Origin of the sequence: Agrobacterium vitis (assembly GCF_013337045.2) — a bacterium.
Taxonomy (GTDB): domain Bacteria; phylum Pseudomonadota; class Alphaproteobacteria; order Rhizobiales; family Rhizobiaceae; genus Allorhizobium; species Allorhizobium vitis_B.
This window is the reverse complement of the sequence record NZ_CP118259.1, coordinates 1,691,244-1,718,130: the sequence shown is the minus strand read 5'-3', so window position 1 is coordinate 1,718,130 and position 26,887 is coordinate 1,691,244. Positions and strand designations below refer to the sequence as shown.

General features: G+C 57.8%; 26 protein-coding genes. 14 read left to right on the top strand and 12 right to left on the bottom strand.

Translation table 11 applies throughout. The features are described from left to right. Positions 1 to 45: 45 nt before the first annotated feature. The 3 genes from G6L01_RS08315 to G6L01_RS08305 are packed head-to-tail and all read right to left on the bottom strand — an operon-like array spanning position 46 to position 2,464. Positions 46 to 1,254 carry a GNAT family N-acetyltransferase gene (locus G6L01_RS08315; RefSeq protein ID WP_070164900.1) on the bottom strand — a complete coding sequence of 403 codons (1,209 nt, stop codon included), beginning with the start codon at positions 1,252 to 1,254 and terminating at the stop codon, positions 46 to 48. Between the two features lie 17 nt (positions 1,255 to 1,271). Continuing rightward, complete coding sequence (locus G6L01_RS08310; RefSeq protein WP_070164899.1) at positions 1,272 to 1,997, bottom strand: glycerophosphodiester phosphodiesterase; 726 nt, start codon at positions 1,995 to 1,997, stop codon at positions 1,272 to 1,274. After that, the gene (locus G6L01_RS08305) at positions 1,994 to 2,464 is read right to left on the bottom strand and encodes a RidA family protein (RefSeq protein ID WP_070164898.1); all 471 of its coding nucleotides are present in this window, start codon (positions 2,462 to 2,464) and stop codon (positions 1,994 to 1,996) included. Before G6L01_RS08305 ends, G6L01_RS08310 begins: the two co-directional genes overlap by 4 nt. Before the next feature lie 124 nt (positions 2,465 to 2,588). On the opposite strand from G6L01_RS08305, the gene G6L01_RS08300 reads away from it, so the two are divergent. The 14 genes from G6L01_RS08300 (at position 2,589) to lpxB (ending at position 17,022) form a co-directional block, all read left to right on the top strand. Further along, positions 2,589 to 3,407, top strand: coding sequence for a cell envelope integrity EipB family protein (locus G6L01_RS08300; protein WP_070164897.1), 819 nt, complete (start codon positions 2,589 to 2,591; stop codon positions 3,405 to 3,407). A 182-nt stretch (positions 3,408 to 3,589) separates the two neighbouring features. Then, complete coding sequence (gene rpsB, locus G6L01_RS08295) at positions 3,590 to 4,357, top strand: 30S ribosomal protein S2 (protein ID WP_060717043.1); 768 nt, start codon at positions 3,590 to 3,592, stop codon at positions 4,355 to 4,357. Between the two features lie 259 nt (positions 4,358 to 4,616). Beyond that, on the top strand, positions 4,617 to 5,543 hold the full coding sequence (tsf, locus tag G6L01_RS08290) for a translation elongation factor Ts (protein ID WP_070164896.1): 927 nt from the start codon (positions 4,617 to 4,619) through the stop codon (positions 5,541 to 5,543). 218 nt (positions 5,544 to 5,761) lie between these two features. Beyond that, positions 5,762 to 6,484, top strand: coding sequence for a UMP kinase (gene pyrH, locus G6L01_RS08285; RefSeq protein ID WP_070164895.1), 723 nt, complete (start codon positions 5,762 to 5,764; stop codon positions 6,482 to 6,484). An 87-nt stretch (positions 6,485 to 6,571) separates the two neighbouring features. Continuing rightward, the gene (frr, locus tag G6L01_RS08280) at positions 6,572 to 7,132 is read left to right on the top strand and encodes a ribosome recycling factor (RefSeq protein ID WP_015916229.1); all 561 of its coding nucleotides are present in this window, start codon (positions 6,572 to 6,574) and stop codon (positions 7,130 to 7,132) included. A 44-nt stretch (positions 7,133 to 7,176) separates the two neighbouring features. Beyond that, positions 7,177 to 7,923 carry an isoprenyl transferase gene (locus tag G6L01_RS08275; protein WP_070164894.1) on the top strand — a complete coding sequence of 249 codons (747 nt, stop codon included), beginning with the start codon at positions 7,177 to 7,179 and terminating at the stop codon, positions 7,921 to 7,923. A 6-nt stretch (positions 7,924 to 7,929) separates the two neighbouring features. After that, a complete protein-coding gene (locus G6L01_RS08270; RefSeq protein WP_070164893.1) occupies positions 7,930 to 8,772 on the top strand; it encodes a phosphatidate cytidylyltransferase in 843 nt (280 codons plus the stop codon). Positions 8,773 to 8,882: 110 nt separating this feature from the next. Beyond that, positions 8,883 to 10,004, top strand: coding sequence for an RIP metalloprotease RseP (gene rseP, locus G6L01_RS08265; RefSeq protein WP_070164892.1), 1,122 nt, complete (start codon positions 8,883 to 8,885; stop codon positions 10,002 to 10,004). Positions 10,005 to 10,198: 194 nt separating this feature from the next. Then, positions 10,199 to 12,535 carry an outer membrane protein assembly factor BamA gene (gene bamA, locus G6L01_RS08260; protein ID WP_070164891.1) on the top strand — a complete coding sequence of 779 codons (2,337 nt, stop codon included), beginning with the start codon at positions 10,199 to 10,201 and terminating at the stop codon, positions 12,533 to 12,535. A gap of 51 nt (positions 12,536 to 12,586) precedes the next feature. Beyond that, positions 12,587 to 13,651 (top strand): UDP-3-O-(3-hydroxymyristoyl)glucosamine N-acyltransferase, encoded by a 1,065-nt coding sequence (lpxD, locus tag G6L01_RS08255; protein ID WP_070164890.1) that lies wholly within the window; start codon positions 12,587 to 12,589, stop codon positions 13,649 to 13,651. After that, positions 13,648 to 14,112: a 3-hydroxyacyl-ACP dehydratase FabZ gene (fabZ, locus tag G6L01_RS08250; protein WP_015916223.1), complete on the top strand. Its 465-nt coding sequence runs from the start codon at positions 13,648 to 13,650 to the stop codon at positions 14,110 to 14,112. Before lpxD ends, fabZ begins: the two co-directional genes overlap by 4 nt. Then, entirely contained in the window at positions 14,109 to 14,924 is an 816-nt protein-coding gene (gene lpxA / locus G6L01_RS08245; RefSeq protein ID WP_070164889.1) for an acyl-ACP--UDP-N-acetylglucosamine O-acyltransferase, read from the top strand. Before fabZ ends, lpxA begins: the two co-directional genes overlap by 4 nt. Before the next feature lie 3 nt (positions 14,925 to 14,927). Continuing rightward, entirely contained in the window at positions 14,928 to 15,800 is an 873-nt protein-coding gene (locus tag G6L01_RS08240) for an LpxI family protein (RefSeq protein WP_071206430.1), read from the top strand. Between the two features lie 46 nt (positions 15,801 to 15,846). Next, positions 15,847 to 17,022, top strand: a complete 1,176-nt coding sequence (gene lpxB / locus G6L01_RS08235) for a lipid-A-disaccharide synthase (protein WP_071207208.1) — start codon at positions 15,847 to 15,849, stop codon at positions 17,020 to 17,022. 3 nt (positions 17,023 to 17,025) lie between these two features. On the opposite strand, the gene fghA is transcribed toward lpxB, so the two are convergent. From fghA to uca, 9 genes are all read right to left on the bottom strand, one after another. Then, positions 17,026 to 17,859: an S-formylglutathione hydrolase gene (gene fghA, locus G6L01_RS08230; RefSeq protein ID WP_070164886.1), complete on the bottom strand. Its 834-nt coding sequence runs from the start codon at positions 17,857 to 17,859 to the stop codon at positions 17,026 to 17,028. Between the two features lie 19 nt (positions 17,860 to 17,878). Next, positions 17,879 to 18,550, bottom strand: coding sequence for a DUF1345 domain-containing protein (locus G6L01_RS08225; RefSeq protein WP_070164885.1), 672 nt, complete (start codon positions 18,548 to 18,550; stop codon positions 17,879 to 17,881). Continuing rightward, positions 18,547 to 19,011 (bottom strand): YaiI/YqxD family protein, encoded by a 465-nt coding sequence (locus G6L01_RS08220; protein WP_070164884.1) that lies wholly within the window; start codon positions 19,009 to 19,011, stop codon positions 18,547 to 18,549. Before G6L01_RS08220 ends, G6L01_RS08225 begins: the two co-directional genes overlap by 4 nt. Before the next feature lie 5 nt (positions 19,012 to 19,016). Then, the gene (locus G6L01_RS08215) at positions 19,017 to 19,490 is read right to left on the bottom strand and encodes a GNAT family N-acetyltransferase (protein WP_070164883.1); all 474 of its coding nucleotides are present in this window, start codon (positions 19,488 to 19,490) and stop codon (positions 19,017 to 19,019) included. Next, positions 19,490 to 20,617 (bottom strand): S-(hydroxymethyl)glutathione dehydrogenase/class III alcohol dehydrogenase, encoded by a 1,128-nt coding sequence (locus G6L01_RS08210; RefSeq protein ID WP_070164882.1) that lies wholly within the window; start codon positions 20,615 to 20,617, stop codon positions 19,490 to 19,492. The genes G6L01_RS08215 and G6L01_RS08210 overlap by 1 nt, the downstream gene beginning before the upstream one ends. Before the next feature lie 87 nt (positions 20,618 to 20,704). After that, entirely contained in the window at positions 20,705 to 21,238 is a 534-nt protein-coding gene (locus tag G6L01_RS08205) for a hypothetical protein (protein ID WP_070164881.1), read from the bottom strand. 201 nt (positions 21,239 to 21,439) lie between these two features. Then, the gene (locus G6L01_RS08200; protein ID WP_070164880.1) at positions 21,440 to 22,378 is read right to left on the bottom strand and encodes a DMT family transporter; all 939 of its coding nucleotides are present in this window, start codon (positions 22,376 to 22,378) and stop codon (positions 21,440 to 21,442) included. Positions 22,379 to 22,471: 93 nt separating this feature from the next. Beyond that, positions 22,472 to 23,113: an RBBP9/YdeN family alpha/beta hydrolase gene (locus G6L01_RS08195; protein WP_070164879.1), complete on the bottom strand. Its 642-nt coding sequence runs from the start codon at positions 23,111 to 23,113 to the stop codon at positions 22,472 to 22,474. A gap of 203 nt (positions 23,114 to 23,316) precedes the next feature. Next, a complete protein-coding gene (gene uca / locus G6L01_RS08190) occupies positions 23,317 to 26,886 on the bottom strand; it encodes an urea carboxylase (RefSeq protein ID WP_071206425.1) in 3,570 nt (1,189 codons plus the stop codon). Position 26,887 lies beyond the last annotated feature (1 nt).

Genomic DNA, 26,887 nt, shown 5'->3' with positions numbered 1-26,887 from the left:
CGTTACCGGGTCCTGTCTATCCTGGTCCTGACCTGTCAATCAAGGTCAGCCATCGATTTCCTCGCCGTCGCGCGGCTGACGCTCGCCCTTGCGAAACGGCGTATGTTCGCCGAGATAGGCACCGATGTGCTCCACCTCTTCGCGTTCGCGTTCCAGATAGTCGGCGATGGCCCGGCGCAGGCCCGGATGGGCGATGTAATGGGCGGAATGGGTGGTAACCGGCTGGTAGCCGCGCGCCAGCTTATGCTCGCCTTGCGCCCCCGCTTCAACCTTTTTCAGGCCTTTGGCCAAGGCAAAGTCGATGGCCTGATGGTAGCAGACCTCGAAATGCAGAAAGGGGTGATCCTCGCTACAGCCCCAATGGCGACCGAACAGCGTATCCTCGCCAATGAAGTTGATGGCGCCCGCCACATAGCGGCCGTCGCGTTTGGCCATCACCAGCAGAATGTCCTCTGCCATACGCTCGCCAATCAGCGAGTAGAATTGCCGGGTCAGGTAGGGCTTGCCCCATTTTCGGCTGCCGGTATCCATGTAGAAGGTGAAAAACTGGTCCCAGATCGCTTCGGTTAGGTCGCTGCCGGTCAGCCAATCGATGGTTATGCCGTTTTCCAGCGCCGCCCGCCGCTCCTTCTTCAAGGCCTTGCGTTTGCGCGACGCCAAAGTCTCCAGAAAGGCGTCGTGATTGGCGTAGCCCTGGTTGATGAAGTGGAATTGCTGATCCAGCCGATGCAGGAAATCCGCATCCTCGAAATGCTCCAGCTCGTTGTCCGGCAGGAAGGTCGCATGGGCCGAGGAGACGCCGAGCTTACGGGATATTTCAGCAAAGCTGGAGGCCAGCGAGGCGCGGGCGCTTTCCGGCTCGACGCCATCCGCAACCATCAGCCTTGGCCCAGTTGCAGGCGTAAACGGGATGGAGGCTTGCAATTTCGGATAATATTGCCCGCCAGCCCGCTCGAAAGCATCGGCCCAGCCCTGGTCGAACACATATTCACCCCGGCTATGGCTCTTGAGATAGCAGGGCATGGCACCAAGCAATTGCCCGTCGCCATCCTCCATCAGCAGATGATGACCAAGCCAGCCGGTTTTGGCGGTGGCAGAGCCCGATTCTTCCAAAGCCGAAAGATAGGCCCAACTGTTGAACGGATTATAGGCTTCGCCTCCCGATGCCTTGGCGGCACCGGAAAGCCTGTTCCATGCGCTTTGGTTGATGGCCTTGAAGGACTGCTCAACCCGAATGATGACCTCTTGTGTCATGCCACTCCATTACAAGGTTATGATGCCACGGTCTCGCGTGGGTCAAAGCCTTCAAACGTCATCTGATCTGCGTAAGTATAGGTGTGGGCGCGCATGATTTCATCCCGCACCGTCCATGTGATCACTGGAATGTTTTTCTGCCGCTGCGCCTCGATGAAGCTGTTGGGCAGATGGGCGACGCAATAGGAGATGAAATCCAGACCGAGCTGCATGGCCTCGTCATGGACAAAGAAGTTTTCCGGCTTGGCGCCCTCGGCGGTCAGTCCGACCGGGTAGGGGCAGTCATTGGCCTTCAGCTCTTTCAAAAGATGATGGTCGAAGCTCATCAGCGCGACTTTGCCCTGGTAGCCGGTGAGAACCTCCAGTACATCCTCGACAAAGCCTTCGTCGTCGCCGAGCCTGCCTTTCAGCTCGATCACCAGTGGCACCTGACCCTTGACCAGATCGAGCAATTGCCGCAGCGTCGGCACCTTGTCGGCTGTACCGCCAACCGACATCATTTTCAGTTCCGCCGAGGTTCGGGCGCGTACGTCGCCGGTCATGTTGCACAGGCGCTGCATGTCGTCGTCGTGAAACACCACCGGCACGCTGTCCGTGGTGTATTGCAGGTCGCATTCGATGGCGAAACCGGCCTCTATGGCGCGGCGGGCGGCTGACAGCGTATTTTCCCAGACCAGCTTGTTCTGGTCGTGAAAACCGCGATGGGCAACCGGCGTGTCCTTGATCCAGCTGGCATCCGTCACAGGCGGATCTCCAGGATCGCATCGATCTCGACGGCGGCGTTCATCGGCAGGGCGGCCATGCCAACGGCGGCGCGCGCATGTTTGCCAGCCTCACCCAGCACCGAGGCGATCAGGTTTGAAGCGCCGTTGATCACCAGATGCTGATCGGTAAAGCCGGGGCCTGATGCCACGAAGCCGTTGAGCTTGATGACGCGGGCAATGCGGGAAAGGTCGCCGTCTAGTGCCGATTTTGCCTGGGCCAGAATATTGATGGCGCACAGTTCTGCGGCGCGCTGGGCCGAGGCCAGATCCACATCGCTGCCAACCAAGCCGCTCACGGCAATTTTGCCGGATTCCATCGGAAGTTGGCCGGAGAGATAAAGTAGGTTGCCGCTGATGACATAGGGTACATAATTGGCAGCAGGTGCTGCGGCCTGGGGCAGGGTAATGCCAAGGGCGGCAAGGCGGCTGTCGATAGTGTCGGACATGATCAAATCCCAGCTAGCATGAAAACGGAAACGTGGTGATAAACTCAGGCAAGTTGCGTAAGCGCCTCGCTTTTGACAACTCAGTTCTTATAGCATCAAGCCAGACCGCAACAGGAGAATATCGATGCCGCAGTTGACCTTGGCCCTTGTTATGGCATTGACGGCAAACACCGCGGTGACATCCGTCAAGGTCGATCCGCAGGCTGTAGGCGATCTCGCGCCACATCGCGCCACCTATGATATCCAGCTGAAAAAGGCGACCGATCAGTCCGGCGTCGACAATATGAGTGGCCGTATGGTCTATGAGTTCAACGGCTCGGCCTGTGATGGCTATTCCACCAGCTTTCGATTCGTCACCAAAATCGAGACCGGCGATCAGGTCAGCGTCACCGATCAACAGGTTCGCACGTTCGAGGACATGGCCGCCAAACGGTTCGATTTCGAATCGAAAAGTTTTACCGACGATAAACTGGACAAGGATGTCAAAGGCGCTGCTGCCGCGAAAACCGATGGTCTGCGTATCGAGTTGAAGGAGCCGCAGAAGAAGGAGCTGGAACTGGCCTCGGCGCGATTCCCGGCGCAACATATGCTTGATATGATCGAACGCGCCAGGAAGGGCAATCGCTTCTTCGAGGCTCGTGTGTTTGATGGCACGGAAGACGGCGACAAGAGCTATTTGACCACGACGGTGCTGGGAACATCGAAAAAGCTGACGGGCGATACCAAGGACCCCCTGTCGGGCCGTACCTATTGGCCGGTCGCCATCGCCTATTACGACGACAAGTCGGATGGCGATCAATTGCCGGTCTATACCCAGTCATTCGACCTCTATGACAATGGAGTGACGCGCGACCTGACGCTGGATTACGGTGATGTTGTCCTGACGGGCAAGCTTTCCAAGCTGGAATTGCTGCCGCCGACGGCCTGCAAGGCGCAAAAGTAGCAATTGCAGGCTTTTTCTCGGCCCTACACTTGCCTTGGCCGTCAAATCGTTCTATGGCGACCGGCATTCCACACGTGAAGCTTGGGATAGGCCGGGAGACATCCGGTCCGTTCCGCCCGGTGGCGTTTTGAAAAAGACGCTGTTTGCTTCACGGGGGTTCAACCGGAAAAGGAGAAAAAGGCATGGCATTGCCTGATTTTAGCATGCGTCAGCTTCTGGAAGCTGGCGTTCACTTCGGCCACCAGACACATCGCTGGAACCCGAAGATGAAGCCGTATATCTTCGGCGATCGTAACAACATTCACATCATCGACCTGGCTCAGACCGTACCGATGCTGTCGCGCGCCCTGCAGGTCGTATCTGACACGGTTGCTCGTGGCGGTCGCGTTCTGTTCGTCGGCACCAAGCGTCAGGCCTCTGACCTGATCGCCGATGCTGCCAAGCGTTCGGCCCAGTATTACGTCAATTCCCGCTGGCTCGGCGGCATGATGACCAACTGGAAGACCATTTCCAACTCGATCCAGCGCCTGCGCAAGCTCGACGAAATCCTGAATTCGGAAGCCCAGGGCTTCACGAAGAAGGAACGTCTGAACCTTGAGCGCGAACGCGAAAAGCTTGACAAGGCTCTCGGCGGTATCCGTGACATGGGCGGCACCCCTGATCTGATGGTGATCGTTGACACCAACAAGGAAAAGATCGCTATCGATGAAGCCAAGCGCCTGGGCATTCCGGTCGTTGCCATCATCGACTCGAACTGCGATCCGGACCTGATCGATTACCCGATCCCAGGCAATGACGACGCATCGCGCGCCATCGCTCTCTACTGCGACCTGATCTCGCGCGCTGCCATCGACGGTATCGCTCGCCAGCAGGGTTCGTCTGGCCGTGATATCGGCGCCATGGTTGAGGCTCCGATCGAGCCGGCTCTGGAAGGCTCTGCCGAGGCTTGATGCAATCGGATGCATGAAGGCGGGCTTGCCCCGCCTTTGACAAAAGATTGATGGGCCGCCCGTCAGCGTCAGGCTGTGCGGCGGCCCGCTCTTTTGAATGGGTTTCCTTTTGCGGGAGCCGCCTTGCGGTTTCCCCGCTTACGTGATGACGTGATTTCATCACGCTGTAACATTTCCGGGTACAAGTCGTGCCCAATCCGGGCGCCGGTTTCAGGCATCTGTCCTTTGGCCCGCCCCTGAACAGACAAAGAGGCAAACAATGACCGAGATCACTGCTGCAATGGTGAAGGAACTGCGCGAAAAGACCGGCGCAGGCATGATGGATTGCAAGAAGGCGCTGGCTGAAAACGGCGGCGACATGGAAGCATCCATCGACTGGCTGCGCGCCAAGGGCATTGCCAAGGCCGACAAGAAGTCCGGCCGTACCGCAGCCGAAGGCCTGATCGGTATTGCCAGCGCCGGCACCACCGCCGTTGTCGTCGAAGTGAATTCCGAAACCGACTTCGTTGCCCGCAACGACGCCTTCCAGGACATGGTTCGCGGCATTTCCACCGTCGCACTCTCCACCGACGGCACTGTCGATGCCATCAATGCAGCAAACTATGCCGCGACTGGCAAGACGGTTGCTGATTCGATCAAGGATGCGATTGCCACCATCGGTGAGAACATGGCGCTTCGCCGTGCAACACAGTTGAAGGTTGAAGACGGCGTTGTCGCCACCTACGTTCACAACGCTGTATCGGACGGCCTCGGCAAGCTCGGCGTGCTGGTTGCCCTGAAGTCGACCGGCAACAAGGAAGCACTCAACACCATCGGTCGTCAGATCGCCATGCATGTTGCCGCCACCAACCCGTTGGCCGTGCGCGCTGAAGAAGTAGACGCCGCTGTTGCCGAACGCGAGCGCAATGTGTTCATCGAGCAGTCGCGCGAATCGGGCAAGCCGGAAAACATCATCGAAAAGATGGTTGAAGGCCGGATGCGCAAGTTCTTCGAAGACGTTGCCCTGCTGTCGCAGGCTTTCGTTATCAACCCCGACCAGACCGTTGCTGCTGCCCTCAAGGAAGCGGAAAAGGACGTCGGCGCGCCGATCGAGATCACCGGCATCGCCCGTCTGCTGCTGGGTGAAGGAATCGAGAAGGAAGAAAGCGATTTCGCCGCCGAAGTGGCGGCTGTCGCCAAGGGCTGATCGCTCTTTACCGTAAAACATTCCAATCATGGGAAAAGTCAGGGCATCGCGTGACAACGCGGTGCCCTTCGTGTATCCGGCATTGCTGGTGCCCGCGCTCATCGTCAGCTGCGGTCCATATCGTGACGTTTTTCACCATTGCGGCCTATGTTCCACCGTCCGCCGGTCTTTAAGCTGGGGGTGTTCATCAGGCGGCAGGTTCCATTTCAGGAGAGACCATGACCTCCAAGCCCATTTATCAACGAGTTCTCCTCAAAGCCTCCGGTGAAGCCCTGATGGGCAGCCAGGGCTTCGGCATTGATGTCGCGGTTGCCGACCGGATCGCTGGCGATATCGCAGAGGCGCGCGCCATGGGCGTCGAAGTCGGCGTCGTGGTCGGCGGCGGCAATATCTTTCGCGGCGTGGCCGTCGCCTCCAAGGGCGGCGACCGGGTAACCGGTGACCATATGGGCATGCTCGGCACGGTCATCAATGCGCTGGCGCTGGCAACCTCGCTGCGCAAGCTGGACATCGACACCGTGGTGCTTTCGGCCATTGCCATGCCGGAAATCTGTGAGAGTTTTTCGCAGCGCGTCGCGGTTCATCATCTGTCGCAAGGCAGGGTGGTGATTTTCGCTGGCGGCACCGGCAATCCATTCTTCACCACCGATTCTGCCGCAGCCCTGCGCGCTGCCGAAATGGGTGCGCAGGCGATTTTCAAAGGCACCCAGGTGGACGGCATTTATACCGCCGACCCGAAGAAAGACCCGACAGCCACCCGCTTCGACCATATTACCCATGCTGAAGTGCTCGAAAAGGGTCTGGCGGTGATGGATGTCACCGCCGTTGCCCTGGCGCGGGAAAACCGGATCCCAATCATTGTCTTCTCCATCCACGAAAAAGGTGGCTTCAGCGCCATCCTGCAAGGCGGCGGTGTGAAAACAGTCGTTAATGACGATTGACGGAGGCGAATGGCAGCCGGGACCGATTGACAGACGGATCGTTTCACGTTTTCAAGGCGTCACTGAAGAATTGTCGGAGACTGTAAGATGACAGCAGGTATTGATCTCAACGATATCAAGCGCCGTATGGATGGCGCGATCAACGCATTCAAGAGCGACCTCGCCTCGTTGCGCACCGGTCGCGCCTCGGCCAACATTCTCGACCCGGTCATGGTTGAAGCCTATGGTTCGCGCGTGGCGCTGAACACCGTGGCCAATATCACCGTGCCGGAACCGCGCATGCTGGGTGTCTCCATCTGGGACAAGAGCATGGTTGGTGCGGTTGACAGGGCAATCCGGGAATCCAATCTCGGCCTCAACCCGATTGTCGACGGCCAAAACCTGCGCATTCCCCTGCCGGAGCTGAACGAAGAGCGCCGCAAGTCGCTGGTCAAGGTGGCGCATGGTTATGCCGAAAACTCGAAAGTCGCGATCCGCCATGTTCGCCGCGATGGTATGGACAGCCTGAAGAAGGCTGAAAAAGATGGCGAAATCGGTAAGGATGATGCGCGAAGCCTTTCGGAAAAGCTGCAAAAGATGACGGATGACACGATTTCCGATATCGATCGCTTGCTTGCTGAAAAGGAAAAGGAAATCATGCAGGTCTAATCTGCACATTTCGCCTTCTCTGCGACGCCAATGCAGGACCTGATATGACGACTTTGGATATTTCCGCCGTTCCTGAGCACGTTGCCATCATTATGGATGGCAATGGACGCTGGGCCAATCAGCGCGGCATGCCGCGCGCTTATGGCCACCGGCAGGGAATGGAAGCCTTGCAGACCGTGGTTCGCACGGCAGGCGAAATCGGCGTGCGCTATCTGACCCTGTTTGCGTTTTCATCGGAAAACTGGCGCAGGCCGGAAACCGAGATCACCGACCTGTTCGGTTTGCTCAAGACTTTCGTGCGACGTGATCTCGCCGAGCTCCGCGCCAATAACGTCCGGGTGCGGATCATCGGTGAGCGCAGCTCGCTGAAGAGCGACATTCTCAAGCTGTTGATCGAGGCAGAGGAGACCACCCGCACCAATACCGGCATGACCATGGTGATTGCCTTCAATTATGGTGCGCGCGATGAGATGACCAGGGCGGTCTCAGCCCTGGTGCGCGATGTGCAGGCAGGGCTTTTACCGGCCAGCGCGATCACACCGGAGGCGATTTCGGCCAGATTGGATACGGCGGGAATACCCGACCCGGATCTGATCATCCGCACCAGCGGCGAGGAACGTCTGTCGAATTTCCTGCTCTGGCAGGCTGCTTATTCCGAATTGATTTTCGTCCCGGAATATTGGCCCGATTTTAGCCGCGAGAATTTTTTGGCGACCTTGGAACTTTATGCCTCCCGCAATCGGCGGTTCGGCGGCCTGGCACCTGCCGCCGCCGTGGTTGCCGGATCGTAGCCGGCCATGACCAGAGAACTCAGGCTCCGTATCTTGTCTTCCATCGTCATGGTCGCGGTGGTGCTTGCCGCCACCTGGACCGGTGACCTGCCTTTCCGGGGGCTCGCCGCCGTCATCGGCCTTGCCGTGTTCTGGGAATGGTCGACGATGACCCGGCTCGGCGAGGTCAGTATCCGCGGTCTTGCCATCGGCTGGCTTTCGGTTGCGGTCATTGCCGGCAATGTTGTGGCGGGCGATACCTCTTTAAGTCTCCCCTTGCTTTCCGGGTTCACACTGACGCTGGTTTTCCTTACATTTTTGCGTCGCTGGTCCTGGTGGCTTGCCGGTGGCGTATTTTATGCCGGAGCCTGTATCGTCACTTTGGCGTCCATTCGCGATGATGATGCCATCGGCTTTGTCGCCATGCTTTTTGTCTTCGTCATTGTCTGGAGCACGGATATTTTCGCCTATTTCGTCGGGCGCACGCTCGGTGGCCCGAAGCTGGCGCCCCGCATATCGCCCGGCAAGACCTGGTCCGGCGCCATCGGCGGCACCGTGGCGGCCATCATCGGCGGGTATGCTGTGACGGCATCCTATTTCACGGTCTATGGCTGGTGGATACCTGCGCTGGCGCTGGTCTTGTCAATTTGTAGCCAAATGGGAGACCTGTTTGAATCCTTCGTCAAGCGCCGCTGCGGCGCCAAGGATTCCAGTCATCTGATACCCGGCCACGGCGGTGTGATGGATCGGGTCGACGGGCTGGCGACCGCAAGCTTCGCGGCATTTATGATTGCTATGGCTGTTGCTGCGATCAACAACGGAGTGACCGATTCGGTTGGCGGACTGTTGTTCGATTTCGCCGGTCACTGACATTCGTTTGACTGTCGGTCGGTTTCTGCCATCGCCGGTGGTGATGTGTATGCTTTACGGCGGTGCCAATCTGGCGCATAGGTAAAGCGAGTATATGAGAAGGGCGTCCTATGGCTGTTATCGGTTTCCTGACGGGTTATATCATTCCCTTCGTTCTGGTCCTGTCGCTGATCGTTTTCGTGCATGAAATGGGCCATTATCTGGTTGGGCGCTGGTCGGGCATCAGGATTCTCGCATTCTCTCTGGGATTTGGTCCGGAACTGATCGGCTTCAATGACCGCCACGGCACGCGCTGGAAACTGAGCGCCATTCCCTTGGGTGGCTATGTGCGCTTCTTCGGTGATGCCGATGCGTCCAGCAAGACAGATACCGCTGAGTTTGAGGCGCTGAGCCCTGAGGACCGCGCCCGCACACTGAACGGCGCAAAATTGTGGAAAAGGGCAGCCACCGTTGCCGCTGGGCCAATTGCTAATTTCCTGCTGGCAATTTTAATTTTTTCGGTAACCTTCAGCCTTTATGGAAAGCCCGTTTCCGATCCTGTCGTGGCAGAGGTCAAGCCTGCGAGCGCGGCGGCTGAAGCCGGTGTGCAGCCGGGAGACATCCTGGTGGCGCTCGATGGCAGCAGCGTCAAGACCTTCGACGATGTGGTCCGCTATGTGAGTGTTCGCCCGCTTGTGCCAATCGTCGTCACCGTCAAGCGTGGTGAATCCCAGGTGGATCTATCGATGACGCCGCGCCGGACCGAAACCACCGACCGTTTTGGCAACAAAATGGAAGTGGGCCAGATCGGCATTATGACTACGGCTGCCAGCGGCAATTTTCGTGTGGAAAAACTAGGGGCTATCGATTCGGTCCGTGCCGGTGTCGAACAGACCTGGAATATCGTCACCGGCACCTATGATTATCTGGCCAACCTGTTTGCTGGGCGGATGAATGCCGATCAGCTGGGGGGACCTATCAGGGTCGCGCAGGCGTCTGGTCAGGTTGCGACACTTGGTGTTGTGGCTTTGCTGCAATTGGCGGCAGTTTTGTCGGTTTCCATTGGGTTACTGAACCTTATGCCGGTTCCGGTGCTTGATGGCGGCCATTTAATCCTCTATGCGCTAGAAGCAGTACGTGGAAAACCAGTCAGTGCCGGTGCGCAGGAAATCGCGTTCAAGGTAGGGATGGTCATGATTCTGTCGCTGATGGTGTTCGCTACATGGAACGATATCAGCCGGTTGATTGGCTGAGTGGTTCTTGCATTGATGATAAGGATTTGTTTACGATGTTTCAACTTGGTAGTGGCGAATACGCCACGTGTTGAAACGAAGTAAATGGAAATTAACCACTGGTCTTGCTTGTAGAGCAAAAGCGGTTAAAACCACCAACGGACCGGAGTCGGTTTAAAGACCGAGGGACAACGGAAAAAAGGTTAGAAGTTCACATGAAGGCTGGTTCAAAGTTTTTGAACGCGGTGTCAGCGATTGCGCTGTCTGCTGGTGTAGTTTCGTTAAGTGCAGGCCTCGCAGTTGTGGCATCTGCCTCTGTTGCCAATGCGGCGTTGATCCAGCGGATTGATGTGCGTGGCGCGACGCGTGTCGGGACGGAGGCTGTTCGTTCCAACTTGACGATCCAGCCTGGAAAGGCCTTTTCCAATTCCGACATCGACGATTCGGTGAAGCGTCTTTACGCCACGGGTTATTTTTCCGATGTGAAGATTTCGGTTTCCGGCAGCGCGCTGGTGGTTACGGTCAACGAGAACCAGTTGGTCAACCAGGTCGTGTTCAACGGCAACCGGAAGATCAAAGACGACAAGCTGTCGACGGTTGTCCAGACTCAGCCGCTCGGTCCTTATAGCCAGGAACTCATCCAGGCTGATATTGCCCGCATCAAGCAGGCCTATGCCGCCATCGGCCGCAGTGAAGTCGAAGTGACTACTCAGACCGCGCCGGTTGGTCCAGGCCGCGTCAATCTCGCCTTTATCGTCAATGAAGGTGATCGTACCAAAATCGCTGCCATCAACTTCGTCGGCAATCACGCCTATGGCGATAGCCGCCTTGCGGCTGTTATCACCACCAAGAAATCCAATCCTTTGTCGTTCCTGACCCGTAAGGATGTCTATAACGACGATAAGTTGAAGGCTGACGAGGAAGCTCTGCGTCAGTTCTATTACAATCATGGTTATGCCGATTTCCGGATCACGTCTTCGGATGCCGCGCTTAACGAGCAGACCAACGAATATACCGTCAACATCACGGTTGACGAAGGTCAGCGTTACAAATTCTCCGACATCAATGTCGAAAGCTCTGTTGAAGGCGTGGACCCGACTGAGTTGAAGGGTCTCGTGACGACGTCGCCGGGCGGCGTCTACAGCGCTCGCGAAATCCAGAAGTCGATGGAAGCAATCCAGCAGCGTGTTTCCGCCAAGGGTTATCCGTTTGCCCGTGTTGTTCCGCGCGGCAATCGCGATATGGGCAATGGCACGATTGGCGTCACCTATATGGTCGATCAGGGCGAGCGCGCCTATGTCGAGCGCATCGAGGTCAAGGGCAACACCCGCACCCGCGATTACGTCATCCGCCGCGAATTCGATATCAGCGAAGGTGACGCTTTCAACCAGGAAGTCATTACCCGCGCTAAGCGCCGTCTTGAAGCGCTGGGCTATTTTAGCTCGGTTAATATCACAACGGCTCAGGGCAGTGCGCCAGACCGCGTCATCATTGTCGTCAATGTTGAAGACCAGTCGACCGGCTCGTTCGGTATCGGCGCTGGCTACTCCGTTGGTGGCGATGGCCTGATCCTCGAAGCGTCGGTGGAAGAAAAGAACTTCCTCGGTCGCGGTCAGTATATCCGTATAGCGGCTGGTGCCGGTACGGATGACAGCCAGACCTACAATCTGTCGTTCACGGAGCCCTACTTCCTCGGCTACCGCCTCGCTGTTGGTTTTGACCTGTTCAAGAGCAGCACGAGCAGCAACGACTATTACGATTACAACGAACAAGGTGGTACTCTGCGCGTCACTGCGCCGATTACTGAAGATCTGGCAACGACGTTCCGCTACACGTACAAGCAGATCAAGTACAAGGGCGTCGACGACTGGACCACGTCACTTTCGCAGCCCTATCAGGACCTCATCAACGGCAGCCCATGGGTCGTGTCTTCGATTTCGCAGACCTTTACCTATAACACGCTGGATGATCGCAATCTGCCGCACGAAGGCATCTATGCGACCTTCACCCACGAGTTTGCTGGTCTCGGTGGCGATTCCGAGTACTACAAGCTCTATGGTAAGGCCCGTATCTTCAAGAGCCTGTCGGACGAACATGATATTATCGGATCGCTTTCTGCCGGCGCCGGCCATGTTATGGCTACAGGCGACAACCTGAATGTCTTCGACCAGTTCCAGATCGGCGGTAAGGAAATCCGCGGCTTTGAGAACAATGGTATTGGTGTTCGTATGCCGAACAGCAACGACGACTCCCTGGGTGGCACCACCTACTTCACCGCTTCTGCTGAAGCGAGCATGCCTATTCCAGGCGTTCCGCAGGATGCAGGCTTCCGCATCGCTGTCTTCTCGGATGCCGGTACGCTTTACGGTAATGAAGTGAAGAACAGTGCTGGAGCACAGGGCACAGATATGGCATGGCGTGCATCTGTTGGTGCCGGTATCGTCTGGGCATCTCCTTTCGGTCCGCTGCGCTTCGATTACGCACAGCCTATCCTCAAGGAAGATTACGACAAGGTGCAGCAGTTCCGATTCTCCATTGCGAACCAGTTCTGATTTCTATAGTCCGAACCTCAGACAAACTCACTCGTCTGGGACATTGGTGTGATGGAGCATGAAACTTTTTATCCGCCCCACGCGGGCGTCAGTTTGAAAGAACTGGCGGACCGTCTTGGGGCGGAACTGTTACAGGATGAAGCGGGTGACCGCGTCATTCGTTCGGTGGCACCGGTCTATCGGGCAAAGCCGGGCGATATTTGCTATATCCTGTCGAGGCGCAACAAAGCCGAACTCGAAACCTGCGATGCTGGCGCGATTCTCTGTGACGCCGCGTTGCGATCGCTGATCCCTGAGCATATTCCGGTCCTGTTGATCAAAAACCCGCATGCGGCTTTTGCCCTTGCAGGGCAGTTTCTGCATCCGGATGGCAAACAGCCTTTGCCTGTGGCTCGGCCAGGCGCTCCCGATATTTCCCCTGCGGCCTTTGTCGATCCGACAGCCCGTCTTGAGGACGGAGTTGTGGTCGAGCCAATGGCGGTGATTGGTGCGGATGTGGAAATCGGCGCTGGCAGTCTGATTGGCGCGGGCGCAGTGATTGGCCGTGGTGTCAAGATCGGTCGCGATTGTTCGATTGCCGCAGGCACCAGTATTATTGCTAGCTATATCGGCAATGGCGTTATCATCCATAACGGGGCACGCATCGGCCAGGATGGTTTTGGCTATGCGCCAGGCCCGCGCGGCATGGTGAAAATCGTGCAGATCGGACGGGTGATCATCCAGGACAATGTGGAAATCGGCGCCAATACGACGATTGACCGCGGGACGATGGATGACACTGTCATCGGCGAAGGAACCAAGATCGACAATCAGGTCCAGATCGCTCACAACGTGCGCATCGGCCGCCATTGCGGCATCGTTGCCCAGGTTGGCATTGCCGGCAGCACGGTGATTGGCGATGGCGTATTGATTGGTGGTGGCTCTGGCGTTAACGGCCATATCAAGATAGGTGACGGTGTTCAAATTGCCGCGATGAGCGGTGTTATTGGCGATCTTCCGCCGGGCGAGAAATTCGGTGGTATTCCGGCACGTCCGCTTGGGGATTTTCTCAGGGATTGCGCCCAGATCATGGGACGGTCTGAAGGCAAGTCGAAGGTTGGAAAGGGGCAGAAATGACCGTTGAGCAGAAAGAGTTGGGACGTGCGGATATTCTGGAGATCATGAAGCTCCTGCCGCATCGCTATCCCTTCCTGCTGGTGGATCGCATCATCGATATCGATGGCGACAATGCGGCCATCGGCATCAAAAATGTAACTGCAAATGAACCACAGTTTACCGGACATTTTCCCGAGCAGCCGATCATGCCAGGCGTGCTGCTGATTGAAGGCATGGCGCAGACGGCAGGGGCTATCTGTGCACGCAAGGCCGGAACTGCTGGCGATCTCGTTTATTTCATGACGATCGACAATGCCAGGTTCCGCAAGCCCGTTGTGCCGGGCGACCGTGTGGAGTTCCACGTCACCAAGCAGAAACAGCGCGGTAATGTGTGGAAGTTCCACTGCGATGCCAAGGTGGATGGTGCGCTTGTCGCAGAAGCCGATATCGGGGCAATGATCGTCAATAAGGAAGCCCAATGACCGTTATTCCAGCCAGTGCCCGCATTCATCCTTCCAGTGTCATCGAAGATGGCGCGGTTATCGGGGAAAATGTGACGATAGGACCGTTCTGCCATATCGGTCCCAAGGTCGTGTTGGGCGATGGTGCTGAGTTTATGTCGCATGTGGTGCTGACGGGAAAAACCACTGTCGGCAAGAATAGCCGGATATTTCCCAATGCGGTGATCGGTGGCGAGCCACAGAGCATCCATCATGCAGGCGAACAGACAACCTTGACCATCGGCGACAATTGCACGATGCGTGAAGGCGTGACGATCAATTGCGGCACGGTAGAGGGTGGCGGACACACGGTGGTCGGCAGCAACAATCTGTTCCTCGCCAATTCGCATGTGGCGCATGATTGCCAGCTCGGCAATCATATCATTCTATCCAACAACGTGATGTTGGCTGGCCATGTCAAAATCGGTGATCGGGCTATCCTTGGTGGCGGCTCCGCCGTTCACCAGTTTACCCGTATCGGGCGGCAGGCCTTTATCGGCGGGCTGACGGCGTGCAGCTACGATGTCATTCCCTATGGCATGCTGAACGGTAATCCAGGCCTGCTGGGTGGATTGAATGTGGTCGGCATGACCCGGGCCGGAGTGGAACGCGCCACCATTCACCGAGTCCGTAAGGCCTATAAAGCATTGTTCGATGAAGAAGGTGCCATTCGTGAAAAGGCTGCGGCCATTCGCGAAGAGTTTGCCGATTGCGCCGAGGTCATTGAAATCCTGGATTTCATTGTTGCCGAAAGCGACCGGGCGCTCTCGTCGCCGTTCCGTGGCAAGAGCTGAGGGATGAGCGGCCCGCAGGGGCGTCTCGCCATCATTGCCGGCAGCGGTATGCTGCCGGTCTATGTCGCCGAAGCAGCGCGTGCGGCGGGTGAAGATCCCTTCATCCTGCCGCTGAAAAACGAGGCGGACCAGCGCTGGGAGGGTTTCCAGTCCTCCGTGATCGGGGTTGGCGACATGGCGGGGCTGTCGAGCCTGATAAAACGACATGGCATTAAACGAGTTGTGATGTCGGGTGGCGTTAAAAAGCGTCCGAATTTCAAAGAGATACACGTTAATCTTCGCTTTTTGGTGAAACTGCCTTTTGCGGTGAAAACCCTGTTGTCGGGTGGCGATGACGCCGTGCTGAAAATGGTCATTCAACTGATCGAGTCGCAGGGCTGCCGGGTGGTGGGCGCGCATGAAATTGCGCCGCAACTGCTTGCAGAGCTTGGGCCGCTCGGTGCGTCCCGACCGACCGATGACGACATGCGCGACATTGCCGCCGCCGCCAAAGCCGCCGATGCGTTGGGCCGGCTGGATGTCGGCCAGGGGGCCGTCAGCGTCGGGGGGCGCATCGTTGCTCTTGAAGGTGTTGAAGGCACGGACCGGATGTTGCAGCGCGTTGCCGAGCTTCGCGCCGAAGGGCGGATTTCATCGCGGCGGCGCGGCGTGCTGGTCAAACTGTGCAAGCCGCAGCAGGATATTCGCGCCGACCTGCCAACCATCGGGCAATCAACCATTGAAAATGCAGCCCGTGCCGGGCTTTCCGGGATCGCGGTTCAGGCGGGACGCGCCTTGCTTTTACAACGCCAGGAAACCTTGAGACAGGCTGATGCGGCGGGTATTTTTATCTCCGGTATTGAATTAGAACCTGAGGGCGAAGCCCGATTAGACTAAACATGAGGGCGAAGCCCGATTGGGTCTGCCCTGAGGGAAATGAAGCATGGAAAACCGGCCCCTGAAGATCGCAGTCATTGCTGGCGAAGTCTCCGGCGATTTGCTGGGTGCGGATCTGATTGCGGCGCTGAAACAGCGCCATGACGGCGAAATCACCTTGATCGGGGTCGGCGGACCGGCTTTGGAGGCTCAGGGCCTGACCTCATTGTTTGATTTTTCGGAATTGTCGGTCATGGGCATTACCCAGGTCTTGGCCAAGCTGCCGCGTTTCCTGACATTGATCGGGACGACCGCCAAAGCGATTGTCTCGGCCAAGCCAGATCTGCTGCTGATCGTTGACAGCCCGGATTTTACCCATCGCGTTGCAAAAAAGGTGAGGGCTGCCTGCCCGACCATGCCGGTGGTCAATTATGTCTGCCCGAGCGTCTGGGCATGGAAGGAATACCGCGCCAAGGCGATGCTGGCCTATGTCGATAGTGTTTTGGCCGTCCTACCGTTCGAGCCAGCCGTGATGCAACGGCTTGGCGGGCCGGAAACGCATTTTGTCGGTCATCGACTGGTCACCAGCCCCGCCATGCTGGCCTGCAGAGCAGACCGCATGCTGCGTCCGCTCCCCGTCGCAGAGGAGCCCAAAACCATCATGCTGCTGCCGGGATCGCGCGGCGCGGAAATTTCGGCGCTGTCTCCGGTGTTTCGTGATGCTGCCCGTATTTTCGTTGAGCGCAACGGGCCGACGCGGTTTGTGCTGCCGACCGTGCCACGGCGGGAGCGTCAGGTGCGTGAAGCTGTCGCCAATTGGGAAGAAAAGCCTGACGTGGTTATCGGGGAGGACGCAAAGTGGCGCGCCTTTGCCGAGGCGGATGCGGCGATTGCAGCTTCAGGCACGGTGCTGCTGGAGCTTTGCCTGGCTGGTGTGCCTGTTGTCTCGACCTACAAGACCGATTGGCTGATAAAGCTGCTGCACAGCCGGATCAAGACCTGGACTGGTGCCTTGCCAAGCATCATTGCCGATTATGTCGTGGTGCCGGAATATCTGAACGAGCAATTGCGCGGCGCATCGCTGGCCCGCTGGATGGAGCGCCTGTCTACCGACACGCGGGAGCGTCAAGCCATGGTGGAGGGCTTCGATCTGGTCTGGCAGAAAATGCAGACGGAAATCCCCGCCGGAGAGGCGGGGGCGAAGATCGTGCTGGATGTTTTGAAGACCCGCGCAATTATATGATTATTAGCCCAGTCGTTCGCCATGCCAGCGCAGGTGATCGTCCATGAATGTCGAGATGAAATAATAGGAATGGTCGTAGCGTTCATGCAGCCGCAGCGTCAGGCCGATATCGGTATTTTTCACTGCCTCTTCCAGTAGCCAGGGCTGTAGCCCGGTTTCCAGGAAACTATCGGCCTTGCCCTGATCCACCAGGAATTCCGGAAAGCGCGCTCCATCCTCGATCAGGGCGCAGGCATCATATTGTCGCCAGAGGGACCGGTCAGGGCCAAGATATTTCTCGAAAGCATCCTGCGTCCAATCGGCTTTTAGCGGGCTGACAATTGGGGCAAAAGCAGAGCAGCTCTTGAAGCGGTCGGGATGTTTGAGCGCGATGGTCAATGCGCCATGGCCGCCCATCGAATGGCCGAAAATGCCTTGGCGGCTCATGTCGGCACGGAACTGTTCGGCAATCAGCGCAGGCAATTCCTCGGTGATGTAGCTGTACATCTGGAAATGTTCGGCCCAGGGCATTTCGGTGGCATTCAGATACATGCCAGCGCCCTTGCCCATCTTCCAGTTGGTCAATTCATCCGGCACGTCATTGCCGCGTGGGCTGGTGTCTGGGCAGACGATGATCAGGCCGAGTTCGGCGGCCAGCCGGCGGTACTCACCCTTTTCCATCACATTCGCATGGCTGCAGGTCAGGCCGGACAGATACCAGAGCACCGGGCGCTTTTCAGTGATGGCCTGGGGTGGCACGAAGACGGCAAAGGTCATTTCGCAGCCGGTGACATCGGACTGGTGCGAAAACACGCCCTGCATGCCGCCAAAGGCGGTGTTTTGCGACAGGATATTCATGAAACTTGGCTCCTGTTGATCAATTGGCTATCGAAACGACCGCGTTGACGGCTGCCGCGACCAGGATTGTATTGAAGAAGAACGACACGATGGAATGGGCGAGGTTGAGCCGCCGCATGGCCGTGCTGGTGATGGCGACATCGGATGTCTGGGCGGTCATGCCGATGACGAAGGCGAAATACAGAAACTCATAACCGCCTGGCTCCGGCGTGTCGGGAAAATCCAGACCGCCGGAAGGGCCGGGGTCGGGTACATGCGTCAGATGTCGCCAATAATCATGGGCGTAATGCATGGCAAACATGGTGTGAATGGTGAACCAGCCGCTGATGACCGACACAAACGCCAGCGACACTTCCAGCAGGCTGGGAGAACCTGCCCGGTTCAAGGCGTTGAACAGAGCGGCGACCGCAGCCACCACCGCCAGCAAGCTGACCAGCGGGATGACGATGGTCGGGGCATCGTCGCGTTGTGGGCTGTTCTTCAGGCGTTCGGCGGTGATGCCGGGGATGCGTTTGATCATCAACGCGACATAGAGCACGAAAAACACGATAGCCGAGGACTCGACGGCCAAGGCGGGCTTGATCCACAGAAAGACCGGCAAAGTTAAAAGGCCAAGCAGGCCGGATGCGTAGAACGGGCTGTGCCTATGGCGTCTCAATGCGTAGAAACGGGGCTTTTTCTTCGAGGTCATAATGGGGGCGTGTCCTGACGGAGGGATTTGCAGCGGCGGCAAAGCCGGTCCAGCGTTTCCAGAAACTGCGAGCGGTCGCGGGGGCTGAAGGCCCGGTTATAGCCTTTGCTTTCGCCGGTCTCGCGCAAATGGGCGCCGAGATCGCGCATGGCGGTTGCCATGCCGATATTGGTTTCATCGAACATCCGCCCGGTCGGCCCGGTAACGAAAGCACCCGTCGCGACACAGCGCCCGGCCAGCGGCACATCGGCGGTAATGACGATGTCGCCTGGTCCAGCCCGTTCGGCGATCCAGTCGTCAGCGGCATCAAAACCATTGGAGACGATAACATTCGTGACCATCGGGTCACGCGAAGGGCGCAGGCCGGAATTGGCAACGAAGGTCACTGGCATGTCGTGGCGTTCGGCCACTTTCAGCACCTCGGCTTTGACCGGGCAGGCGTCGGCATCCACATAGATCATTGGCTTCAGGCCCTCCCGATGGAGACGGCACGAACCATATCGACATGGGCAATACCATCTTCCAGATATTCCGCCGAGATCGGAAGAAAGCCAAATGACTGATAGAAAAGTTGCAGATGGCTTTGGGCGGAAAGTTCTATCGGACTTGATGGAAAACGTTGTTCACAGGCCGCAATGGCTTCGCGCATCAAGGCATCGCCCAGCCGCTTGCCGCGATGGGAAGGCGAGACGACGACGCGCCCGATCTTGACCGCAGACGAAGGCGTGTCGGAGGCTAAAATTCGGGCGCTTGCGATGAGATCGTCCCCATCTGCCAGCCGCAGATGCAGGGCATCGATATCCTTACCATCAAGCTCCGGATAGGGGCATTTTTGCTCGACGACAAACACATCGACACGCATTTTCAGGAGGTCATAAAGGTCTCGTGCGGAGAATGCATCCAGTCTCCGCACGTCAACCCGATAAGGCATATTTGCCATCAATACAGAACCACGCTGCGGATGCTTGTCCCCGAATGCATCAGCTCGAAGCCCTTGTTGATGTCCTCAAGCGGCATGGTGTGGGTGATCATCGGGTCGATCAGGATCTTGCCTTCCATGTACCATTCGACAATCTTCGGCACGTCGGTACGCCCACGCGCGCCGCCAAAGGCGGTGCCCATCCAGTTGCGGCCGGTGACCAGCTGGAACGGGCGGGTGGAGATTTCCTGGCCCGCGCCCGCAACGCCGATGATTACGGATTTGCCCCAGCCGCGATGTGAGGATTCCAGCGCCTGGCGCATCACCTTGGTGTTGCCGGTGCAGTCGAATGTGTAATCGGCGCCACCGATCAGGTCGCCATTGCGCTTCGTCAGGTTGACCAGATAGGCCACGATGTCGCCATCGACTTCGGTCGGATTGACGAAATGCGTCATGCCGAATTTTTCGCCCCAGGCCTTGCGGTCATTGTTGATATCGACGCCAATGATCATGTCGGCACCTGCAAGCCGCAGGCCCTGAAGCACGTTGAGACCGATGCCGCCCAGGCCAAAGACGATGGCGGTTGCGCCGATCTCCACCTTGGCAGTGTTGATGACAGCACCGATGCCTGTCGTGACGCCGCAGCCGATATAGCAGATCTTGTCGAAAGGCGCGTCGGGATTGACCTTGGCCAAGGCAATTTCCGGCAGGACGGTGAAATTGGCGAAGGTTGAGCAGCCCATGTAATGATGGATCTTGTCCTTGCCGATGGAAAAGCGCGATGTGCCATCCGGCATGACGCCCTGGCCCTGGGTAGAGCGGATGGCGGTACACAGATTGGTCTTGCGCGACAGGCAGGAATAGCATTCGCGGCATTCAGGCGTGTAAAGCGGAATGACGTGATCGCCCTTTTTCAGCGAGGTGACGCCCGGCCCGACATCGACCACGATGCCAGCTCCTTCATGGCCGAGAATCGCCGGAAACAGACCTTCGGGATCGGCGCCGGACAAGGTGAAATCATCGGTATGGCAGATGCCTGTAGCCTTGACTTCAACCAGCACTTCGCCAGCCTTCGGGCCGTCCAGCTGAACGGTCATGATTTCAAGCGGCTTGCCTGCCTGGGTGGCAACGGCGGCGCGAACATCCATAAAGAAGTCTCCCTTGGTTTCTTGTCGGCGGAGTTTTGCACTGACTTGCGCAAAGCCTCAAGATCCGGAAGGGGTTTTTCTCAAAACTCAGCCCAGCGCAAATCGTTTTTTAGGCTGTTGAAGAGGCAAGCTCTTTTCTTCTTTGGGGCTGCGGCCTGAGAAACGGCTGCGCAACTCTCTTGCCTGTCTTTTCAGCGGATGAACGCTGCTCACGACCGTCTTTTCAGTGACACCATCCAGGTCCGGCGTCTGACCGGACTCACTCTGCAAATCTGCCATCATCATGGAAATGTGTTGCAAAAGCCGCTGTTCGATGGGCGAGTTTGCCTTGCCATCGGTGGTGAAGGTGCTGATCAGCCATTGCAGTTTATAAGTGTCAATGCGGTTTTCCGGCGGGTGTTTGCGTAAAATGTAGGACGCCATGGAATCGATAAAATAGCCCTGCCATTCAGCGCATTTATCGGGACAGCATCCGTTCAGCACCAGAAGCGTCAATGCGTCCTCATGGCTGCAAACGCCATGCGGCAGGCCGTATGTCTTGAGAAGAACCACGTCATGGTGGTCCAATCTCTGCTTGCCGGCGATAACACATGCCGGAAACGAGAGACGAAATTCCCTCATAGTCGAAACCTCGTTTCATCATGAAACCGTAGATTGATCTAAATGCCAATTCTTTCTTTCGCCATAACGAACGGAGTTTACAAAAGGTTACAATGAGCTGAAACGAGACGTTATATGCGCTGCACTGCGGATAACCACTCAAAATGCCCTGGTTTCGCCGGTCAAAATACTGAATATGGATTTGCTCTTTTTTGGGTGTATTCAGGTCGCGGCCAGAGCCTTGCCGGCAGAGGCGTTACGGTGTTCGCGCCATAGAATGAACAGGCCGGAGGCGACGATGATGCCGATGCCCAGCCATTTCGACGGTGACGGGAAATCATCAAACAGCACATAGCCGAGAATAGTCGCTGCGATGATCTCGAAATACTGGAAGGGTGCGAGTACGGACAGCGGTGCCATGCGGAAGGCCTTTACTACCAGAAGGTGTATATGGCCTGAGAGAACACCGAGCAGAACCAGCAGCAGTAGACCGGTCACGCTGGCCGGAAGCGACGGTGTGAAATCGGCACTGCCTGCTGATTGGCCGATCAGGATCGCGCCGCCCATGAAAATCGTGCCCCCGACGCCCGACATTGTCTGCATGGTCATTGGCGAATCGGCATTGCCGATGGCGCGATTGAGAAACATGTAGAGGGCAAACAGGAAGGCGCAGAGCACCGGTAGAAGCGAGGTCGCGCCGAAAATTTCCCAGCTTGGCTGGATAACGATCATCGCGCCGCCAAAGCCGATCAGAATGGCAAGCCAGCGTCGCCATCCGACCTTGTCGCCCAGAAACAGCGCCGATAGCGCTGTCAGGATGAACGGCTCGACGAAATAGATCGCGAACACATCGGCGAGCGGCATATATTTGACGGCGGCGAAAAAACACAGGCTTGCCGCGCCATGCAGCGCACCCCGCAGCAGGTTGAGAAACGGCCGCTTGGCGGTAAAGGCTTTGCTGCCCTGCAATGCGACCAGAAAGGGCAGGGTGCAGGCAAGCTGGAAGAAGAAACGGTAAAAGGTGATCTGCCCCGGTGACATGCCTTCGATATTGGCCATGTATTTGGCAATCGCGTCCATGCCCGGCAGCACAAGCATGCAGCCTGCCATCAGCGCCATGCCGCGCAACGGATTGGAAAGATTGGCGGATGCAGATGTCATCGGAATATCCAGGTTTTCCGATGATGATCATGAGGCGAGGCCTTAATCAAGGCTCGGCTCACAAAGGCAGGTTGAAAAAAATTGTACGTATGTTCAGGCGTGTGAATGCATATGTGTCTCAGCCGCGGCTGTCGGCACTGTTCTCGCAGGAAGTGCTGGCTGAATGGCGCGGCGGCCCTCAACGGTGGTTTGCAGCTGCGAGAGAAGAGCATAGCCTTCGCTCCACCGGCCAAATCCGCTTTGCGGATTGATATGGCCGACCGGGCCAAGATTGACCAGCCGGCTGCCCCAGCAGGACGCGGTGCGCTGCACGGTTTCAGTATCCATATAGGGATCGTTGCTGCTGCCGATCATCAATGAAGGAAAGGGCAGGCGCTGGCACGGCATCTCGCCGAACCTGATGACATCGGGATGTTGGTTCTCTGTGGTTTTCAGGTCGCAGGGTGCGACAAGCAGCGCGCCACGGATCAGATGGCGAAGCGGACTATCGGCCATTTGGGCGGTCAGAAGGCAGCCCATGCTATGGGCGACGATCCAAGCGCCTGACCTACACGAGGACAGCTGCTGTTCCAGCCGGGCTTTCCAGGCGCCAAGCTCGGGATGAGCCCAATCGTCCTGCTCGACCATGATGCTGGTGGGCTGGTCTTCGACCCAATGCCGCTGCCAATGCCCGGCGGCTGAACCGTTCAGTCCCGGAACGACAAGGGTATCGATGCTACAGGTCTGGCTTGGCATGGCTGATCCTTTCCGTAACTGTCAGGACATCCGAACATGCCGATCCCGCGTCGATCATGCTCCTATATCGGTGATTATCGGTCCGAATCTGACCAAGGACGAGAAAGCTCCATCTATTCTCTGGTTTTTTAGTAGAAAATTTGACCGGATAAATGAAATTTCATTCCAGATATCCGGTCATTGGTGCGTTGTGGCAGGCTATTTCAGAGATTTTGCAGGACGGCGATCACGTCGCCCGCTTTGACCGTCTTTCCTGGAACGACGCGCAATTCCCGCAGGATGCCCGGTGCATGGGCCGTCACCGTGATCTCCATCTTCATCGATTCAATGATGGCAATCGTCTCTCCGGCGGCAACGGACTGTCCTTCCTCCACCAGCACTTTCCATAGATTGCCCGGCACGGCGCTTTCCACGCCGAAGCAATTGTCTGGAATATCGCCGCCAGCACTGGGGCTCGCGTCCTCATCGGCGGTGAAGCTGTCGAGGCCCTGGTCCTTCCAACGCTGGCGTTCGGCCTCGAAGGCTGCCTGTTGCTGGCGCTTGAACGCGCCGATGCTTTCGGCATTTTCAGCCAGGTCCGCCGCGTAGCTTGCATAGGAAAAGGTGCCGTCCTCGATACGGATCGGATAACCGCCATGCGGGAAGGCGGCGCGAGCCTCCATCAGCTCATCGTGGCTGACGGGGAAGAAACGGATCTGGTCGAAGAAATCCAGCAGCCAAGGCTTGTCGCGGGTAAAGACCGGCGTTTGCCGCCAAGTGTTCCACATCTGGATGGTGCGGCCAAACAGCTGGTAGCCCCCTGGACCTTCCATGCCGTAGATGCACATATAGGCGCCACCAATGCCAACGGCATTTTCCGGCGTCCAGGTGCGGGCCGGATTGTATTTTGTCGTTACCAGCCGGTGGCGTGGATCGAGCGGGGTGGCAACCGGCGCGCCGAGATAGACATCGCCAAGACCCATCACCAGATAGCGGGCGTTGAAAATGGTGTCCTTCACGGCCTGCTCGTCGGCAAGGCCGTTGATCCGCCGGATGAACTCGATATTGGACGGGCACCAGGGGGCGTTGGGCCGCACCAGCTCCTGGTATTTGCGCATCGCCAGTTCCGCCTCCGGGTCGTTCCAGGAGAGCGGCAGATAGACCGTGCGGCTCGGCACCGTCACATCCCCCACCGGGGGTAGGTTGGCCTCTATTTCGTTTAGCAGGCCTAGCAGCCGGACGCGCGACAGGCTGGTGCCATCATAATGGATTTGCAGCGACCGAATGCCGGGGGTGAGGTCGATCAGGCCCGGTAACTTGGCCGCCTTGACCGCCTGCATCAGCAGGTGGACCCGCATGCGAATGGCGATGTCGAGCTGCATCTCGCCATATTCCACCAGCAAATTGTCGTCACCCTGACGGCGATAGGTGACGCAGACAGGGCCGTTGGAATTGTGGCTGAGGATGGGTGATCCGGCTTTGGGTGGGAGGCGGGTTTGAGCTGGCGTTGGTGGTATCCCGTGCTCGGCGTTTCTTAACGCGGCGGCCCTATCCCCATCGCGCGCCACAGGATGAAAACGAATGGTATCGCCGGGCTTGAACTGGCCCATCTTCCACTGTTCGTCTCCGGCAATCACCGCCGGGCAGACGAAGCCGCCCAGGCTTGGGCCGTCAGGACCGAGAATGATCGGCATATCCCCGGTAAAATCGATGGCCCCAATCGCATAGGCGTTATCATGCAGGTTGGAGGGATGCAGCCCGGCCTCACCGCCATCCTGCCGCGCCCATGTCGGCGCAGGGCCGATCAGCCGGACCCCGGTGCGGGCGCTGTTGAAATGCACCTCATAATCAGTCGAAAACAGCGTTTCGATATCACTGTCCAGAAAGAAATCCGGCGCACCATGCGGGCCATAGACCACACCGACCGACCATGCGCGGGTCAGCTCTGGTGGCTCCTCGGCTGGCGTGGCGATGTGTTGCGGGCTGCGGGCCAGCCGCAACACATGGCCAACTTTCAGGGTTCCCGTGGCATTGCCGCCGAATTGGCCAAGGCCGAAGGTGGCGCGCGATCCAAGCACGACAGGCGCCGCAAATCCGCCCGAGACTGCCAGATAGGCGCGCTGGCCGGGACCGGAAATCCCTCCAATGGCGAGAACCTGTCCGGGTTTGACGGTAAAAGCCGTATTATGCGCGACTGGTGCGCCATCCAATGTCATCGCCATCTCGGCACCGGCCAGTGCGAGGGTGACATTGGAGAAGAATTTCAGCATCGGCCCGGAGACAGTCAGTTCCAGCGCCGCCACATCGTCGCCATTGCCGACCAGCCGGTTGGCATGGCGGAAGGAGCGGGCATCCATCGGCCCGCTCGGTGGCACGCCGACATGCCAGAGCCCCAGCCGCCCCGGCAGTTCCTGAAGGCTGGATTGGGCGCCGGGGGCGATGACCTCGACCACATCAGGCACGAAGGAAAAATCCTTCAGCGCCGTGGTTGCGACATCACCGCTTAAAAACAGATCAGAGGCGGCGATAGCGCTGAGATAATCGAGATTGGTCTCAATGCCGGAAATGGACGTTGCCGATAGCGCCGATTGCAAAGCGGCAATCGCCGCCTCACGGTCTTTGCCTGACACGATCAGCTTGGCCAGCATCGGGTCGTAATAGGGTGTCACCTCCGTGCCGGTCTCGATCCAGCCATCGACACGGGCTGTTTTCGCAAACACCACGTCCGTCAGCAGCCCCGCGCTAGGGCGAAAATCGGCATGGGGCATTTCGGCATAAATCCGGGCCTCGATGGCAGCTCCCTTCGGCACCAGATGTTCATTGCCGGTCAGCACATCCTCATCGGCGGCCTGGCGGATCATCCATTCCACCAGATCAATGCCGAACACGGACTCAGTGATGGGATGCTCGACCTGAAGCCGTGTATTGACCTCCAGAAAGTAAAACTCTTGGCGGGCGGGATCGTAGATAAATTCGACCGTGCCTGCCGAGCGGTAATGGACAGACCGACCAAGCGATACTGCTGCCTCATGCAGGCGCTGGCGCACCGCGTCCGACAGGCCGGGGGCCGGGGTTTCCTCGATGACTTTCTGGTTGCGGCGCTGAAGTGAGCAATCGCGCTCACCAAGCGCGATGACCCGGCCCTGTCCATCGCCAAAGATTTGTACCTCGACATGCCTTGCCTTCGAAACAAAGCGTTCCAGATAGACCCGCGCATCGCCGAAACTGGCTTTGGCAGTGCGCTGGACGGTGTCGAAGGCCGCTTGCAGGCTAGCTGCATCATGGCAGAGCTGCATGCCAATGCCGCCGCCACCCGCCGTAGATTTCAGCATTACCGGGTAGCCGATCAAGTCGGCTGCCGAAAGCGCGTCTTCGGCGCTGTCCAGCAAGCCGCTGCCTGGCAATAATGGCACGCCGCTGTCTGCCGCCAGTTGCCGGGCGGTATGTTTCAGGCCGAAGCTGGCGATATTCTCTGGCGTCGGGCCGATAAAGGCGATGCCTTCGGCCTGTAGCCGCTCGGAAAAACCGATATTTTCCGAGAGAAAGCCATAGCCGGGATGGACGGCTTCAGCCCCCGTCGCCTTGCAGGCGGCGATCACAGCCTCGACATTTAGATAGCTTTCGCTGGCCTGGGCCGGGCCTAGCCGGATGGCTTCATCGGCCAGCCGCACATGCACTGCAAAGCGGTCGGCATCGGAATAGACGGCGACGGAGGCAATGCCCAGACGCCGCAATGTCTTGATGATCCGGACGGCGATTTCGCCCCGGTTGGCAATCAGAACCTTCTTGAACATC